Origin of the sequence: Bradyrhizobium sp. ERR14 (assembly GCF_014198235.1) — a bacterium.
Taxonomy (GTDB): domain Bacteria; phylum Pseudomonadota; class Alphaproteobacteria; order Rhizobiales; family Xanthobacteraceae; genus Bradyrhizobium.
The window spans coordinates 98,938-114,850 of the sequence record NZ_JACIHD010000007.1 but is presented as its reverse complement, the minus strand read 5'-3'; the positions used below and the strand labels follow the sequence as shown (position 1 = coordinate 114,850).

Below are 15,913 nucleotides of genomic sequence, written 5' to 3'. Positions count from 1 at the left end.
CAGACGAGACGAACCTAACAGCGCCGCTCGTCGCACGCGGTTACGGACTCACAGGGACTACCCGCCCTGCCCGCACCTCTCGTGCCGACGCTGCCGCGTCCACCGCAAGCCCGGCTCGCGACAGTGACGACACATAGTCGCCCCTCTTGGGTGAGCCGGGATGGACGACACATACGCCGAAACCGAATTTCGGTAAAGTGGAATATTTTTATGGGGAGGGGTTGACGGGGGCGACACAGGGGTAGGGTTCTGCCCGACGCCATCCTACGCACTGCCTCCACTCAGGCTTCGTCAGACACTTAGACGTTTGCGAAGAAACGCCTGCACATTGATCTGACCGTCAGTGAGAACCCGCTTCTCAGGTATTATTCGGCAATTGGTGGAATCAGCGCGAAGGCATTCTCTATACAGCGGCGCAGTCTAGCGAAGCGAAACCCATCTGGGTGTATCCAATGCGAGGGCAAGACGGGTTTCGCAAGTACTCTCTACCTGCCCGCTCTCGCGACATTATCCCAGCCGTCCCCATCCTCTTTTCCACTGTGTGCTTCAAGTCACAGCAGAATCATCCGCCCTCGCCTACAAACACCCCGCATGGCCGCAAACAAGGTAACGGCGGTACGCGTGAGGCTGCGGAGGCGATCGACAGCTAGGGACTTTTGAGGCCGCCAGGGTGAAGAGCCCGGCGGCTTTTTTCTTTGTTGCCGTGCAGCACTGAGAACGTGGATGCCCGGACCTTCGCCGCGCCGAAGGGCCTTCGGCGCCGCAGGCGGGACGAGCCCGGGCGTGACAGCCTTGCAAAGATCCGAATGCTATGCTCCTCGATCGGGCCAGCATCTATCGCCTATGAACCACCCGCCCCCTTCCGATCCTCGCGCTCATCCTCCACCTGCCGTTCCGCTTCGAGCCAGAACTCCAGGTCACGATTGCTCGGCCGGCCCGCCTGCTCCCAGAGCTCGTAGGCGCGTGCGCGCACCTGGCCGCGCCGCATCATGCGGCGGAGCTTTCGCCTCAGCTCTTCGGCAAAACTCCGGAAACGCTGGCCGGTGGTTTCGTCCCTGACGAGCGCGGCCGCTCGCGTGGCGAGTTCGATCTGGTGCTCTATCTTTTTCTGCTCGTCCACCGCCGACACTGCCGTGGGAAAGGAATGTTGTCAGAGCCCGTGCTGTTCGGAGATTGAATTCCTTTCGGGATGGTCTGTTCCCTCGACAACGGCGCGCTGGATGGGAGAGCGGAGCGCAACCCATGGGGTCTGGGCAAGGAGATGCATGATGGGTTTCGCTTCGCTCTACCCAACCTACCCGGCACCATTGCGAGCCGAGCGGGCCGCCGCTAGTGCCACGTCGTGTCGGCTTCGACGATCACCACTCTGATTTCCGGATCCTCAGTCGTGTTGCAAGTGCAGGGCATGCCCTCACCGCAGCGGCAGCCGCCGAGCTTCTCGCTCCAGGGCCGGAGCGGATGGTTTTCGCAGACCCATCCCAGACCCTGGCAGAATGGGCAGGTCTTGTCGGTCACAGCGTATCCGGCGTTCGCAGCGTGTTCGACTTTTCCTCGTTGCGCAGCTCCTGCTCGGCCGCATTCCAAAATTCTTCTTCACGGCCTTCGGGCTTGCCGGCCTGCTCCCACAAGCGGTGCGCGCGTTCTCTGATCTCTTGCTCGGTCGGATCGGTCAATTCTCGTCTCCTCTGGTGAAGCACGGCCCACCCTGGGGGGTATGGGGGGCTTGGAGGCGGGCCGTGCAGGCCAGCGATCGGCGGCGAGGCTGGCCCGCGGATTCAAGCTTCGATCGTGCGCGGGAGTTCCTAGTTGCGCGCGCCGGGCGATAGCGCGCTCATCAATTACTTGAGACAGGAAGAAACAGGGTATCCAGCCAGAACAGGAGGGCGCCGATGCCTAGCACCGCGGCGAATGCAAGCATGAGGCGCATGAGCTGACCATTGGCCGCGTGGAATTCCGGCGAGAGCTCGCTCGCCAACGGACGCCTGAGCGTCAGCAGGCCGCGCCACTCGGGCAACGTCCCGGCTCTCAAGAAGGCCAGTCGTATCGCCATCGCCAAGATTACGACCGCACATCCCCAGGCCGCAAAGGTCAGGACACGCAGCAGGTCGTGCAACGCCTCTTGGAGGATGGACATGCGAAGCTCGGGGATTTTGGTAGCGGGAGAGGGCTACCGCCTTTCCACACACCACCCAACTCTACGATATTCGATCCAATCTTACGCATAGGCAGTTCGTGAGCCCTGGGGCGAAGCTTTACGCTCATACAGAGAATGTTGAAAGACCTCGAGCTACCAGTCGGACGAAAGCGACTTCTGTCGCGGAAGATCGAAAGCGAGCGCAATTCGATGCCGCTATCATAGGTTGGGCGGCCCGCTTCCCTGATCGGAACCTGCCTAGACGGATGCAGGTTCAAATCGCGGACACGCAACACCCGACTATTGCAATTGGTTCAACAGGAAATCCCCCGGCTTGCATGAAGGTCGGAACCTGCGATCCCTTCGTCCCGGATGTACGTAGCAATCGCAAGGACCAATATCATGGAGTTTGCGCTTGTTTGACCTTCTTTTGGCGGAGATTGTTTACGGGATTTCAGTGGTCAACAGGATAGTTGGCGGAGACGGGGCGTCTTGGCCTAGCGGATTTCTACTCCGCGGGTTGCAGGTTCGAGCCCTGCCGGGATTCGCCAATAATTTATCCATCAAATCAATGTCTTGGCTACGTTGTGGCTTCGCTCTGCGAGCGCAAACCGTGTTGCGCGGCGCTCCAAATCGGTCGCGGCAAATTCAAGGTGTTACACGGCACTTCGAACTACTCCACGCAACACGGCACCCCGCGCTTTCGCGGTCTGTTCTTCGGAATGGCCAGCGATTCCAATTTGGCCGAGCGCGACGACGAACTTTCTATTGATCTCGCGCTACGGTTGCTGTTGGGTTCGGCATATATTCCGGGGGCTACTTCATGCGTATTTTTACTGCTGCGGGGGCGCTGTGCGCCGTGCTGGGCGGGTGTGCCACTCAGCCTAAGATGCTTTGGCTTCGAGCGGATGGCCAAAAGGCAGTGGACAATCCAGCACTTCGGACGCAATTCGAGCTGGATGGCACCGCCTGCCTAGGTGAGCGCAACAAAGCCAATCTGTCGGGTGTCACAGTCTCTGGCGGTGGTCTAGCCGGCGTCGCCGCGTCTATCGAACGGTCCAACGCGGCTGACACGGTTCAACGTGGCTGCATGGCCGAAAAGGGCTACCTGCTCGTCCCTGAGGATCAGGCTGAGGCTAAACAGGCGGAGCTTGCCGCTATTGCCCAGCAGAAACAGCAGCAGGAGTCCGCAGCAGCCGCAAAGCCATTTACGGCTCAGCCGACCCGCAAGCCCAAGGGCGCGGCCGGCACGTAGCGAATCCTCGCAAACAGCCACCCGCACGCTCGACGCGATGGGGATCACCGTGGGCGTCCATCTGCCAGCGCCGCCACGGCGGCCTTCAGCGTCGCCGTGTCGACCGTGCCCGTGATCCGCATCCGAGCCCCGGCCGCAAACTCGATCTCAATAAGAGTGAGACTGCTGCCCTCAAGACCAGTTAGGTTCGAACGATCCAGTACGCCCCCCCCGATTGGCCGCCGTCATCAAACGGCATTCCTCCCGAATGCTCGCTTTATTGCCGTCCCAGAGCGCAACGGGTTAGCGAAGCGCGAGAACGCCAAGATAGTCATTGCTCGTCCTCGACCGCTTCTCCCGTCGGGTCCCCGCCCCAGCATGCCATCGTCCTGTGTGTGGACGAGAAGTCCCAAATCCAGGCGCTCGACAGCAGCCAGCCCATGTTGCCCATGCGTCCCGGTCAGCCCGCACGACGCAGCCACGACTACACGCGCCACGGCACGACCTCACTCTTCGCGGCGCTCGACATTGCGACGGGCAAGGTCATCGGCAAATGCTATTCCCGTCACCGTGCCGCAGAGTTCCGCAAGTTTCTAGACGAGATCGAGGCCGCCGTCCCCCGCGGTCTCCATGTCCATCTCATCATGGACAACTACGCCACGCACAAGGCCCCACTGATCCGCTACTGGCTCGCCAAACGGCCGCGCTCGCATGTCCATCTCACGCCCACCAGTTCGTCCTGGCTCAATCAGGTCGAGCACTTCTTCCGCTCCTCGATAAGAAGATCCGGCGCGGCATCTATCGCAGCGTCCAGCCCTGCGCGCAGACATTATGGACTTCATCAGTCATCACAATGCCCATCCCAAGCCATTCAAATGGACCAAGTCCCCCGACGACATCCGCGCTTCCATCGAACGCTTCTGCCGATACAATACTCAAGCCTAGGCATCGCAATGTCGCGAATTTCTGGTTCAGGACACTAAAGCAGAATGAGGTGGGTGTGCTGACATCTGCTCCTTTTTTGATCTTTGCCATGCGTCCGCTGCCGGCGAGACCGGGTGGATGGTCTCGTTGCTCGATGAGTTGGCCCGACACTTCTCGAGATTACCGCCTACGAAGAAAACGGCCAACGAAGCCCTCCTCACCCAGCGAACCCGGAAAGATCCCGAGCCATTCTGATGGCGAGGACACAATGACGCTCGCGCCCGCCATAGGCAATCCGCTCCTCCCGCCCGGGCGGCAGTCGAAAACCCCGGCTGGAACCTGGGTTTTCTTTTGTGCTATTATAGGCACCAACTCTCGTAAACAGCCGCGGTGCGATCAGTACAGTGCACCTCACCGATTGAGCCGAATTGGCTTCGGCTTCGTTCCGTCAAGGCTCGATCGTAAGCCGCAGGTGTCGCTTGGTCTGCGCTCCTGCTCCACCTCAACGGATTGGTGGAGATCTCACGTCACATAAAGTCTCCATCCGAGTCGGACTCTGATGAAGGTTCATCATCGCTGACTTTGGAGAGATACGCCGAAGAATTGGTTGCGCGCTGCCATTCACCATCCCTATATCTCCACTGTCTGGACTGGGTGGGATCAAGTACCATATCATTGTGATCTACATCAACGAAGCCCATTTGTTCTGCACGGGCTCTCGCTTCGTCATTAGCAGGACGCCAGTTCACCAGCGGCCGTTCGCCGTCTTGCCGTAGTTGGTGCTCGAGCAGAATATCGCCGGCGTTGCCGACGAGCGGATGAGCAACCTGAAAATCCACGATTGATGTGACGTTAGTTCGTCCGGGGAACTGTTCTCGCCACCCTTGGCTGGTGAACTCAGTCGCCATAGGAAATCCGGCTTCCGTTCTTTGGAGGCCGACGCTCCTATTTCCTAGTTGGTAGCTGTAATATCGGGCGGCATCAGAATCCCTTCGGATCCCGAAACTGCTAGCGACATCCGCGGTGCGCCTAGCTCTTTCGGACACAAATTCTGAGTATTCCTGCGGATTGTTGGCGATATGATTGATTTCTTCACCATGAAAGCTCCTCACCCGTTCCCGGAATTCGGCTTGGTCGATCTCAATAACGGGAGGTCTTGAAGTGAGGTAATAACTCGGCTGCGAGGATGAGCCGGCACCCGAATCCTGCAATCCCATTCTACCGAGCGCGTCCGCGAAATCGTCGGAATTCCTGTGCTCCGAGGAGCTTGCGTAATGATACTCATCATCGGATGGAACATCCGACCAATTGTTAATTCGACCGTCCATGACGACCACACTCCTATGGCTGTTGCATTGTGTTCAGGTCATTAGACCTGACTCCGCAGATAAGTAGCTTGGCTGTCCGTAAGCTGACGGCGACAAATAAACGGAATACTAAATTCGCTGAAACGATAGGGCGAGCCGGCGAGAGCGCAGTTCGGCGCCGCGCTCTCCGGAGCGTCTTCATAACTCGGCCGAACTTGAGATCAGCGTGAGCGAAGCTCCGTTCCCACGATGGACGCTCCATCAGGAATAGCCCGCGTCAGCAAACCTTTATTCGCGAGCTGTGTCGCATCTACTGGCGCTTCCGTCGACTGCACTCCGGCCTTTGCGCCATTGGTGTCGAATGAGTTTGGCGATCTGCGCTGCAGGCGGCGTCTCTGCTACTTGCGCAATGGGTGGACCACTGTGCGCCTACGACGAAGGCCGCCGGATTGACGCGTGCGCGCGAGCTATATGATGGCGTTGGGTGAGGATCAGGCGGCTTGCTGATCGCCGGAGTTGCCGGTTTGGCGCAGTAGCTTCCATTCCCAGGGCAGCAGTTCGTGCAGCCGTGATGTACCAAGATCGGCAATACGGGCGAGGACATCGGCTACACAATGATCTCGAAGGATCTGCTTGGCTGCGCGACGTCGCGAAACAAAGGCACCTGCGACAACCGCCTGAACATCCGGCGCGATGCGTTGGAAGCGTCGGTGCTCGGCAGGCTGCGGACGCATCTCATGGATCCCGAGCTATTCAAGGAATTCTGCGACGAGTTCACCCGCGAGGTGCCGGCTGCGCATTGAGCGCAGCGCTGACATCGTCAGTCAACGCAAAGAGTTGGAGCGCGTCCAGCGGGACTTGGATCGAGCGATCCAAGCCATCCTAGACGGCGTGCCCGGCGCTCAGCTCAAGGACAAGATTGGTGGCCTTGAAGCCCGCAAGGCAGAGCTCACTGAACTGCTGGTAAACGCTGAGGTGCCGCCGCCTCTCTTGCACCCGAACATGGCGGAGATCTATCGCCAGCGGATTGCCGCGCTCTACGAGAGCCTACAAAGCGAGAACGGCAGGGCCGAGGCAGCTGAGGTCTTCCGCACGCTGGTCGATCAGGTGACGCTCGTGCCCGATGCGAAAGAGCTGGTCATCGTACTGCGAGGCGACCTGGCCGGGGTTCTGCGCTTCGCGGCGAAGAAAAACCCTGACGTCCTTTCGGAAGTCGGGCTTTTGGGTGCCTTGCTTTCGCAAGAATCGTTGGTTGCGGGGACACGCAACACCCCGACTGTTGCGATTGGCCCAACAGGAAATCCCCCGGCTTGCATGAAGGTCGGAACCTGCGACCCCTTCGTCCCGAATGTAAGTAGCAATCGCAAGGACCAACAAAATCATGGAGTTTGCGCTTGTTTGACCTTCCTTTGGCGGAGTTTGTTTACGGGATTTCAGTGGTCAACGGATAGTTGGCGGAGACGGGGCGTCTTGGCCGAATAGCGGATTTCTACTCCGCGGGTTGCAGGTTCGAGTCCTGCTGGGATCGCCAAGCCTCAAAACAACGCTTGAAATCGCTCACGAAAACACCCCCCAGTTACCCACCTTTTAGAACCTCTGTTCCGGTGGGTAACAAACGAGTTTAAGCGCTTGTGGCGCCCGCGTCGGCGGGGATGACTTTCCGTCAATCGAACAGGTGCCGGCTCGCACTGATGATGAAGCCTGCGGGCACGCCGATCACCGCACCCAGCACGCCATAGCCGACGGCACCCCACCATCCGATCATAACTGAACCGTAAGCCACACCCACGAAGCAGCAGAGCAGTGTTGCCCTGACTAGCGTCTCGTCGTTCCGCTGTTCGCCACGATGTAGACGCCGCTCTTGCCTGCTTTGGATATACGGCCCGCCGGGCTCTCGGGAGCCGCACGTAGGGCAAGCCGCCGCGGAAAATGAGACCGACGCCCCGCAATCGTGACAGGCGATCAACTCCGGCGGCGCCGCGGTTTGGTGTCTGCTATTTTTCATCGGTTCGATCTACCGAGATTTCCCGCAACTCGGCGGCAAGATCATAAAGACTGGGTGCAGTCAGCGCCTGGCGCCGAGGTCACGGACCAGGCCAACAAGATGGCCAACTCCATCGACAACAACAACAACAAGCGGCTGCGCAAAACCTACAACCCGGTCAACGCAGCGTCGGTGCGGCGGTTTGACGAGGCGCGGGTGAAGGGTGCGCAGGTGCTGAAGGGCAAACCAGACGATCAGGCGCCCGTGCCGCCTCTACTGCAGCCGCTCTCGCGATAGCCCCATCGATTGATTGTCGATCACCCGTCCTGATCATCTACCGACAGAGGTCGGACATTCGAAGGTGGCAGCCGCGACGTGACGGCTTTACGTGCCAGTCGCTTGACAACTGCCTTCTTGGCCGCGCGGGCCTTGATGGCCTTCTTAGTCGCGCGCATTTTCACAGCCTTCTTCGCTACCTTGCGCGCGACTAGTCGCTTCTGCCGCCGTGGGGGGCTGGGCTGGTCTGCCGAAACATCTGCAGGCGCGGCTTGCTCAGCCGGCATTTCGGGGGCGGGCGCCGGTGCAGGCGGCATCGGCGCCGGCATCGGAACTGGCGTCGGTGGCATGGGCATCATTGGCATCTGCGGTCCCTGGGCGAGCAGCACCTGCTGCTGGATCGCCTTGACGTGAGCGATGCCGAGATGGTTTTCGATGATCTTAGCCACAGGCGTATTGCCAACGGTGATCATGCACGAGTGGTGCACACTGAGAACCGCGTCCTGCAGATCGTCGTCACCTTCCAGATCCAAAATGTTCAAGCCGCGCTGCGATAACTCGTTTCGGTGCAGATGCCGGCCGTGCGCACGATGAAGGTCGTGGCTGATCAGGAACTCAACGACCTGGTGCGCCTTATCTTCCGCGTCCTCTTGATCGGCAAAGAGCCCTTCTCGGAGCGCCTTCGCTCCGATCTCCTGCGTCCACCTTATGGCGTGCTCGGCGGTGGATAGGAGCGTTGGCGCGTATTGTTGAAGGATAGGCTGCCAAAGCAGCGCGAGGTGCGGGGTCGCCGCGATTTCCGCTCTCGCCTTCTCGAACTCGGCTATGATCGCGATTGCGGGTCGGCCTCCGATTTGAGGATCGATCGGCCCAAGGTTGGAATGCCGGCCCATGATGATCTCGCTCGCGGCCAGCGCGATCATCGTGCCGCCGGACATGCTGATCTGCGGCACGATCGCGCGTATGTCGCGACCGAACTTGCTGCGGAGGTAATCGATGATGCTTTCGGTCGCGGCAACGTCGCCGCCGGGCGTGTGCAGGACGAGGTCGAGCCCTTTTGTGAAATCAAGCCCAGCAAACGCGGCCATGAAGCCGTGTTTGTCTTCGTCATTGATCATGACGCTGGAGAAGTTTTCCGGCCCCGGCTTTTGCAGCCATCCGGAATAGTAGACGACGACGTTTCGGCCAGTGAGGTCGTGGAGCTTCTTGAGGAAGCTACGGCGCACCCGGTCCGTGGGACTGGCGCGGCTTTCGGACTGAATTTGCTCTAGGACTTTTCCAAACGTCGCCATGCGCGAACCTCGCGCAAAGCCAAAGAACGCGTAATGAAATGGCTAGTCGCGGAACGGCTTCGGCGCGTGATCAGAGGTGTAGGACGGCGCCTGCGGAACCCGCCAAGGCCAAGCGGTGCTTTGGGTTTGCTGCAGCTGATGCAGCTCATTTGAGACGGGCGCCATGTCGGCCGCGACTTTCAAGATGCGACCGAGCTCTGCGTCGAGCTTCTCTTCCGTTGTCGCCATGTCCGATCCTCCCTGACGGTAATCGCGGTAGAGCCGTTGTAACCGCAACCACGAGGCGGTGGGTAGCTGGGAACTCGCGTCGTGTCCAGTAGAGTAAACGCCTTGTTAACGGTCGCGGTTGCCGACAGTATCTCGAATTCATGGTTAACGGATGCTTAATAAATGGCCGCAATGCGCCATTTTGGTACTCCGCTGGCCTTACGCCAGGCTGGTGACCCGCGTCGCCGTCCGAGCTGACGCCGGCCCTCGCCGTGACGCTTTCTTGCGACGCGTAAAATGTCAGCTGCCATTGATGGAGCTCGTGTGTCACGGCCTGTCACGCCGGAGGTTATGGGTTTGAGCCCGTCTATCGCGCCATTTCACGACAAAATATCAGTAAGTTGGACGCTGACACTTTTCGCCGCCGCCATCTCCGCAACGAGCTGCAGCGCGACCGCAGCGGCCACGAGCGCGACGAGTGGCCCCGGCCCAATCGGTATGCGTGCCGGCCGGGCCCAACGGTCTATATGAATGGGGCCACGTCGGCCTCTTCCCTGCGTGGAACCCAAATCCGACCGATTCGGCGCGCGTGAAGCGGTTTGCGGCGAATGAGCGTAGTGAAAGCGCGCGCGTTCATCCGCCGATAAAAACAAAGGTGTTGATGACCGAGCGACAATTGCCTGTGGCGGGACACCCCAACAACTGAACCCGGTTATATTTCCTGTCAGGCGGTGTCCGCGCGGCTCCGCCTATGGTCGCCGCCGACCCCGTTAGGGGGCGGCGGCTTCCAAGGTGAACGATCCGTAGAGGGTCGGTTTGGGGCGGTGCTCTTCGCGGGGGACCGCCCCCTTTCTCTTGCGGACGTTGACAATCAACATACGAGAATAATTGTCTCACCCCCATGCGGAAAATCCGCAGGGCACATGTTGTTCACAGTCTGCGAATGCGCAGCCGTTACACCAACCAAGGGCCGCAAGACTGTCAGACAATGCCACTATCGAAGAAGCGTTGATCCACGAGCTCGAGCCCAACGGACCCAACGCGAACCGGTCTCGACCACCTTCGGCGTGGTGGCCTGCGAACGCTGGGAGCAAAGCTACTGATGAAGCAACGCGAAACGACGTCGTGCGCGCTCGAGCTCGCCGTTTCGTCGTGCAGCTCGACATGCTCAAGACCTGTCCCGCCTCCCTGCTGCGGTGGGCCGCCCCGACGGTATCTTCGTCGCGCCATTTCGAGACCAGCGGCAACGGCTGGGCCCCCACTCACCTGCGAGATGGTTTTCCGGGGACCGGCGCCGGAGCGCCCGGGGTCGGGCCTGTCGGCAGCCGCAGTGCATCAGATCAGGAGCGGAATGCGCTGCCCACGACAGGAGAAATTGAGCAGAATCAATCGATTAATGAGGTGTAAATTTATCCGATCAAATGCCCTTGAACTAGGAACCAATCGTTCCCACATGGATTGGGCCTGCCATTCTCGGCAGGCAAAAAATTGGGCCGCTCGGTGTGCAACCACCGTCGGCCCTCCAACCCACTGAGCAGCGGGCTTCGTAATTCGCATGGGGACTAAATAGGAATGGGGGAAACCCTGTCAAGCCCCAATTTTACGAGTCGCTGCCAAACGCCTTGAAACAGGGACTTTTTATGCAGTACTCACTACAAATTTTCGAGCGTCAGGACCATTCGAAGTTCCGGACGTTCAGCATCGACGGCGAGATTTGGTTCAATCTCTCCGACGTCTGCGACGCGATCGGCTTGATGCCGCACAAGCGCAGCTACGCCGAGCACGCCGCCAAGCTCGAAGACGACGAGAAGCGCAAGGTCACTCAGGACTTTGCCAACGGCATGCCCGGTTCTGACCCGGGCTTCTACAACGGCCCTCGCCCCGCGACGCTCATCAGCGAATCCGGCATGTACACGCTCGTGTTGCGATCGGACAAGCCCGCCGCCAAGGTTTTCCGGCGCTGGGTGACCGCCGAGGTCCTGCCGTCGATCCGGAAAACCGGTCGCTACGGCGGTGAGACCCCCGCCTTTATCCGGCGCTACAACGACAACTGGGATCGCGTTTCGACGGGATATTTTTCCGTCATCAACGAACTCGCTGTTCGCCTTTGGGGGCGACTGGAAATGGTCGGCCATATCATGGCTGACCGGGCCCCTGACGGAAAGGAAATCCGCCCGGACGTCAGTGTGGGAAGGCTTTTCTCCGACTGGCTGAAGAAAAAGCATCCGTCTGTCAGCAGCGACTACGCCTTCTACGTACACAAGACGCCCGAATGGGAGGGAGAAGCTCGGCAATATTCGTTGGCCTTGCTTCCTCTCTATATCGAGTTCATCGACACGGTATGGATCCCCGATCATTCGGAGCGGTACTTGCGGACGAGAGACGTCGCTGCGCTCCCGTATCTGCCGAAGCTCCTGCCGACACCAGGCTCGGCAAGACCGGTGGCTTCACGTGTCTCAATCGCTGGCCGCCAGCCCGCCTCCATGAGCAAGGCTAGCTAAAGACGAACCTACGGAGGTCGGTGGCCTGACGGCCACCGGCTTCCAACTCATTGGCACGCGCCCATCTTCTCCCAAACCCGCATGTACTTTGCTCTTTAACGGAGACGGATATTGCTTAAACCCAAGTCGGGAACAGACCATAAACAGCACTGGGCGGAGATCAGTGATGATCAGCTCGCAAGCATGGATCTCATCGTCGACGATCCGAGCGCGCTGCCAGGGGTCGTCACTGAAATTCCGCCCAATCACCAAGACGCATTCATTGAATACACTTACGACCTGCGCGGCTCAGGGCGTGACGATGAATTCGCCTGCGTGCACGGGCATCACAGACACCTCCATGGCGCCGTCATGCGGCTCGGCGAAGCCCGTTTTCTTGTCGGATGGATGTGTGCAGAGACGATCTATGGCGAAAGCCTCGCCGGACGCCGCGCGGATTACGACGCAGCCGTCAGTCGACGACATGCGATTATACGTATAGGCGAGTTACGAGAGGCCATCACGGAGTTCTCCATGTGGGCGGACGCAGTAGTGAAATCAAAGGTGCTGGAAGCCCACGATGAACTGCGACGTCAAATTTCGTCGCGGTTTCCGTTCGTATTCGAGAGCCTTCGCGATTGCGGTGGCCGGATCGGCGGAGTGGTGATGCCTCGGCATCTCTGCGCTCAGTACGGTAACTATCTCGAGGACAGCTTCGCGCGGCTCATGAAGGAAATCGCTTCCGTAGCCCTAGCCTTGGCCGGAGATCATCAGCGAGCGATGAAGTCTGTTGGCAAAATCCGATCCGACATCGAGGGCATCATCCGCCGCGCGGAGATTGCGATGGCTAGGCTCGCGGATGTCGAGCTATTCTTTCAGCCCGCCGTGTTATCGACGATCTGCACGGCGGCCAATAACGCAGTGCCTCGCCGTGCCACCCACTATGCCGGCTTGCTCAAGCTTACCTGCCGAAGCGAGGTGGTCGAAATACCGCCAAGCTTTGCTCTTCCCGACCGGAAAGCGATCGAACGACTGCGGGCCGTTCTTTCGGGGTAGCTCTCGAGCGGAATATCGCTCATCGCCGGCTGCAACGATGACTTCAAATGGGCGTGGGCTTGATTGGCCGCAATACTCCGCAGGCGAATACGTCGAAGCACAGCGGCTGGCAGAATACAGAAGAGCCGGAACGTGGGGCGGCAGCTTCGTCGAGCCGTGGCGGTATCAGTCATGTATTCGGGCGGGCGGGCGACCACCAGAGTGCTCCGACAAGACGCCCTTCCGATGATCGAGCAGGCGGTCGCTTCGGCCTAACGGCCGGGTACACATTTGCCGCTACATAAACGCGCCTGAGTTGCCGCCGAACCAACTCAGGCGTGTCTCCAACCTAGCCTTTTTTATCTTTTTCCGCAGCCTTACGGATCTGATCCTCAGCCGGAGCCCCCGTCCCGTAGTAAGTCGCGGCCGTTACGGGCACTATTGTCCAGATGTTCGTGACCGGATCGAAATTCATGGAATAGGACAAATGGTCATGCAGTACCGCCATCGCATTCATCCCCGGGTACTTGGAGACCGTTATCATGAAATTGCTGGTCTTCCTGCGGCCCAATGACCGGTGCTTCGCCGGGTTTAGCCCATGTGCCTACGTGAGGCCTCATCGGGTCCGTCTTCCGAACGTCAACCTTCGGTAAGCCGCGGGCACGAAAGGCGCGTTATCGATCTGGACTATGGCAGAGCAATTCGTGAGGTGGCGGACCTTGCACCGCAGAGGACTGCCGTCGACCAAGATCTGCGCAGCATAGACATTGCGTCGCCGCTCGTTTGCCACGTCTCGCCGTCCCCCCGCTTATAAACGCGGGGGATGTTGATCGGCGATTCCAGTCTCAAATGAGGCTGGACCATGGTTTCATTGTTAGGCTGCCAGCTTTTTCTCCATCGAAGCCAACGCAGCCAAAGCATTGTCTTGAGCGCGCACAGCCCTCCTCTCTCCTGCCTTGCCATCGCCCTAGCCGTTCGCGGCGCCAATCTCGCGCGCGGTCAGACCGTCTAAGCTGGCTTCCAATACCGCGAGATGATCGCCGAGCGCAGCGGCAACGTGTGGCGCGTCTAGCGTGGAAATAAGGGCGTCCTCCGGGCCACACGCCGGTCCATCGAAGCTGCCCTTGGTCGCGGTATTGTTGCGGTGCTGCCGATATCCCAGAAACTCTGCGCCGCGAGCCATAGGGCTTCAAAGGTTGGCTCTGCTTGGGAGGCCGGCAACTCTTCCACCGCCGACCCGCGCGCTGGGGTGGCCACCAGGCCATCCCCGAGCAGCGGCGCCGTAGGCGGGCGGGTGTCATTCATCCTATCATGTAAGTCGGCCTGTAGGCCGTCCACATGTAGGACGGATTCGGTTACGCCAGCATGACCACTAAGGCCCCTAGCGGTCACGTCAGCATGACCACTAGAGGTCCTGTGCGCAGGACCGCTAGGGAAATCGCCGGCAGTGGTAACGTCAGCATGACCACTAGCGCTCTCGGCTACTTGGTCGAAGTGTAGATTGTATTCGGTGGGCCTGACACCGGAGCCTTTGCGCGCAACGCTAAAAGGACCGTTTTCGCAAAGCCGGCGCAATGACACGATGACATTTTGGCGGGCAGCCCCGGTCGCCTTCTCCAGATAACGAAGGCTAGTTCGGCTGTTGCCGAACTTTGAATATTAGTTGTCAATGACCTCGTATGCGACCGACTTGTCTAGGCCGGTTGCCCAATCGGAACGCTGTACAAGGCCTAGCAACTTCCACTGATACTTCAGGGAATCCGGTGTGTGTTTTTTATCGCTTGTCACTGGCGACACGGCCCCCATTCTCCCAAGCGGCATCGGCTAGAAGGCGAGCATAGTCGCCCTTGAACGTACAGAACCGCTCACCCTCGCGGCCAGGCGAGAACACAAAGCGCTTGCCGTCCGGCGCTAGCGCCAGCTTCAGGCCATTAATCCGAAGTCCGTCTACGACCTCAGCGTCAAATATCGCGACGTCACGAAATCGCCCGCCGCCACGGTTGGCGACAGGCCGCAGGTTTATGATGTTCATGTTTGCTCTCAGGTAAGGCTAGCCGCGTATTGCGGTTTGGGTTGGAAGAAAAAATCGTCGCCCATCCGACATAGCGAAAAGCCACGTCTGTCCATGTCTGCGATCGTCATCGCTAGCCTTTTGTCCAGATCCGTTAGGTGAGCATCCGACTGAACGCGAGATCCCAAGCACGACGAGCGGCGCGATTGCCCATGAAGGTCTCCCCAGCTTGGTGGTTGAACCGGTGATGACTAGTGGGCTTCCGCGGACCCGTTTGCTAAACGGGCACCCCAAAATCTGCTGGAGCCAGGAAGCCAAGCCTGGCCCGGTAAAGGACGGCGCGCTGGAACGTTTGTTGCCGCGGCGCGTCCTTGAGATATCGATCCAGTTGCTTGTGGGTCGACCGATGGACACAGTAGCTGCCTATGCGATCTCGGCCTTTATCGTCGGCTTTGGCATCGGGATCTTCATTGCCGGCCTAAACTCTGGCGCGCCGGCTTTGTGGGCCTGCGTCGCCCTGATACCCGTCGCGATCGGGCTCATCAGCCTTTTCGGTCCCAAATAACAAATCCATCTCGAAAAAAACGGCCCCAGCCGTCTTGGCAGCGACTGGGACCGTTGGGACTACTCCGGGCCACGGGGGGCATGGAGCCGGAGCACAGCACCAATCCAGTCGCTTGCCGGTCGTTCCTGGGCTGTCCGCGGGATTGAGGCCGCCCAACTCAGACGGCCTTACTTCTACGTGTTCCGTTTATAAATACACGCCTGGGGAACAAATGCTGACCTATTTAATTTCCGCGGGTGTTCTTATCCGGAGAACTACGGGGATACACAACTTACAAGCGATTTATTTGGTTGTGCGATTGTATCTTGGACCCGAGGGACCGCCCCAGCCGCGCCCAGCCCGGTTAGGCAATCACCGAATTTACCTATGGGAAACAATGGCTGGAAAACTGCCTAACCTTGGCATCAAGCTGTTGAATTGCTTGATTTCTATCAGTCCTGCTGGGATCGCCAGCAATTTCAACA

General features: G+C 59.3%; 17 protein-coding genes and 1 pseudogene. 8 read left to right on the top strand and 10 right to left on the bottom strand.

What is annotated here, in order from left to right; genetic code table 11:
- Window positions 1-841: 841 nt before the first annotated feature.
- The 4 genes from GGD62_RS41680 to GGD62_RS20920 form a co-directional block, all read right to left on the bottom strand.
- Complete coding sequence (locus GGD62_RS41680) at window positions 842-1,120, bottom strand: DUF2934 domain-containing protein (protein WP_183236980.1); 279 nt, start codon at window positions 1,118-1,120, stop codon at window positions 842-844.
- 209 nt (window positions 1,121-1,329) lie between these two features.
- A complete protein-coding gene (locus GGD62_RS20930) occupies window positions 1,330-1,515 on the bottom strand; it encodes a hypothetical protein (protein WP_020508686.1) in 186 nt (61 codons plus the stop codon).
- A complete protein-coding gene (locus tag GGD62_RS20925) occupies window positions 1,512-1,673 on the bottom strand; it encodes a DUF2934 domain-containing protein (protein WP_179739311.1) in 162 nt (53 codons plus the stop codon). The genes GGD62_RS20930 and GGD62_RS20925 overlap by 4 nt, the downstream gene beginning before the upstream one ends.
- Before the next feature lie 161 nt (window positions 1,674-1,834).
- Window positions 1,835-2,134, bottom strand: coding sequence for a hypothetical protein (locus GGD62_RS20920; protein ID WP_183709960.1), 300 nt, complete (start codon window positions 2,132-2,134; stop codon window positions 1,835-1,837).
- 823 nt (window positions 2,135-2,957) lie between these two features.
- Here GGD62_RS20920 and GGD62_RS20915 point away from each other — a divergent pair.
- On the top strand, window positions 2,958-3,389 hold the full coding sequence (locus GGD62_RS20915; protein WP_183709958.1) for a hypothetical protein: 432 nt from the start codon (window positions 2,958-2,960) through the stop codon (window positions 3,387-3,389).
- 344 nt (window positions 3,390-3,733) lie between these two features.
- Window positions 3,734-4,313: pseudogene (locus GGD62_RS20910) on the top strand (IS630 family transposase); the annotation flags it as partial.
- 506 nt (window positions 4,314-4,819) lie between these two features.
- Here GGD62_RS20910 and GGD62_RS40870 read toward each other — a convergent pair.
- Window positions 4,820-5,620 carry an effector protein NopP gene (locus GGD62_RS40870; RefSeq protein WP_283813310.1) on the bottom strand — a complete coding sequence of 267 codons (801 nt, stop codon included), beginning with the start codon at window positions 5,618-5,620 and terminating at the stop codon, window positions 4,820-4,822.
- Window positions 5,621-6,213: 593 nt separating this feature from the next.
- Between GGD62_RS40870 and GGD62_RS20900 the strand changes: the two genes are divergently transcribed.
- The 3 genes from GGD62_RS20900 to GGD62_RS20885 all read left to right on the top strand — a co-directional run bounded on the left by GGD62_RS20900 (window position 6,214) and on the right by GGD62_RS20885 (window position 7,880).
- A complete protein-coding gene (locus GGD62_RS20900) occupies window positions 6,214-6,402 on the top strand; it encodes a hypothetical protein (protein ID WP_183710257.1) in 189 nt (62 codons plus the stop codon).
- 55 nt (window positions 6,403-6,457) lie between these two features.
- Complete coding sequence (locus GGD62_RS20895) at window positions 6,458-7,081, top strand: hypothetical protein (RefSeq protein ID WP_183709956.1); 624 nt, start codon at window positions 6,458-6,460, stop codon at window positions 7,079-7,081.
- 622 nt (window positions 7,082-7,703) lie between these two features.
- Window positions 7,704-7,880 (top strand): hypothetical protein, encoded by a 177-nt coding sequence (locus tag GGD62_RS20885; RefSeq protein ID WP_183709952.1) that lies wholly within the window; start codon window positions 7,704-7,706, stop codon window positions 7,878-7,880.
- 20 nt (window positions 7,881-7,900) lie between these two features.
- Here GGD62_RS20885 and GGD62_RS20880 read toward each other — a convergent pair whose 3' ends face one another.
- Complete coding sequence (locus GGD62_RS20880; RefSeq protein WP_183709950.1) at window positions 7,901-9,151, bottom strand: SDH family Clp fold serine proteinase; 1,251 nt, start codon at window positions 9,149-9,151, stop codon at window positions 7,901-7,903.
- A gap of 42 nt (window positions 9,152-9,193) precedes the next feature.
- Window positions 9,194-9,379: a hypothetical protein gene (locus tag GGD62_RS20875; RefSeq protein WP_183709948.1), complete on the bottom strand. Its 186-nt coding sequence runs from the start codon at window positions 9,377-9,379 to the stop codon at window positions 9,194-9,196.
- 1,619 nt (window positions 9,380-10,998) lie between these two features.
- On the opposite strand from GGD62_RS20875, the gene GGD62_RS20870 reads away from it, so the two are divergent.
- Window positions 10,999-11,859 (top strand): BRO family protein, encoded by an 861-nt coding sequence (locus tag GGD62_RS20870; RefSeq protein WP_183709946.1) that lies wholly within the window; start codon window positions 10,999-11,001, stop codon window positions 11,857-11,859.
- Window positions 11,860-11,970: 111 nt separating this feature from the next.
- Window positions 11,971-12,894: a hypothetical protein gene (locus GGD62_RS20865; RefSeq protein ID WP_183709943.1), complete on the top strand. Its 924-nt coding sequence runs from the start codon at window positions 11,971-11,973 to the stop codon at window positions 12,892-12,894.
- A gap of 328 nt (window positions 12,895-13,222) precedes the next feature.
- Here the strand turns inward: GGD62_RS20865 and GGD62_RS20860 are convergent, their stop codons facing one another.
- From GGD62_RS20860 to GGD62_RS20850, 3 genes are all read right to left on the bottom strand, one after another.
- Window positions 13,223-13,381: a hypothetical protein gene (locus GGD62_RS20860; RefSeq protein ID WP_183709941.1), complete on the bottom strand. Its 159-nt coding sequence runs from the start codon at window positions 13,379-13,381 to the stop codon at window positions 13,223-13,225.
- A gap of 459 nt (window positions 13,382-13,840) precedes the next feature.
- The gene (locus tag GGD62_RS20855; protein WP_183710256.1) at window positions 13,841-14,056 is read right to left on the bottom strand and encodes a hypothetical protein; all 216 of its coding nucleotides are present in this window, start codon (window positions 14,054-14,056) and stop codon (window positions 13,841-13,843) included.
- Window positions 14,057-14,647: 591 nt separating this feature from the next.
- Window positions 14,648-14,905 carry a hypothetical protein gene (locus GGD62_RS20850; RefSeq protein WP_183709939.1) on the bottom strand — a complete coding sequence of 86 codons (258 nt, stop codon included), beginning with the start codon at window positions 14,903-14,905 and terminating at the stop codon, window positions 14,648-14,650.
- A gap of 208 nt (window positions 14,906-15,113) precedes the next feature.
- Here GGD62_RS20850 and GGD62_RS20845 point away from each other — a divergent pair, with 208 nt between their 5' ends.
- Window positions 15,114-15,449 (top strand): hypothetical protein, encoded by a 336-nt coding sequence (locus GGD62_RS20845; protein ID WP_183710255.1) that lies wholly within the window; start codon window positions 15,114-15,116, stop codon window positions 15,447-15,449.
- The last annotated feature ends 464 nt before the right edge of the window (window positions 15,450-15,913 follow it).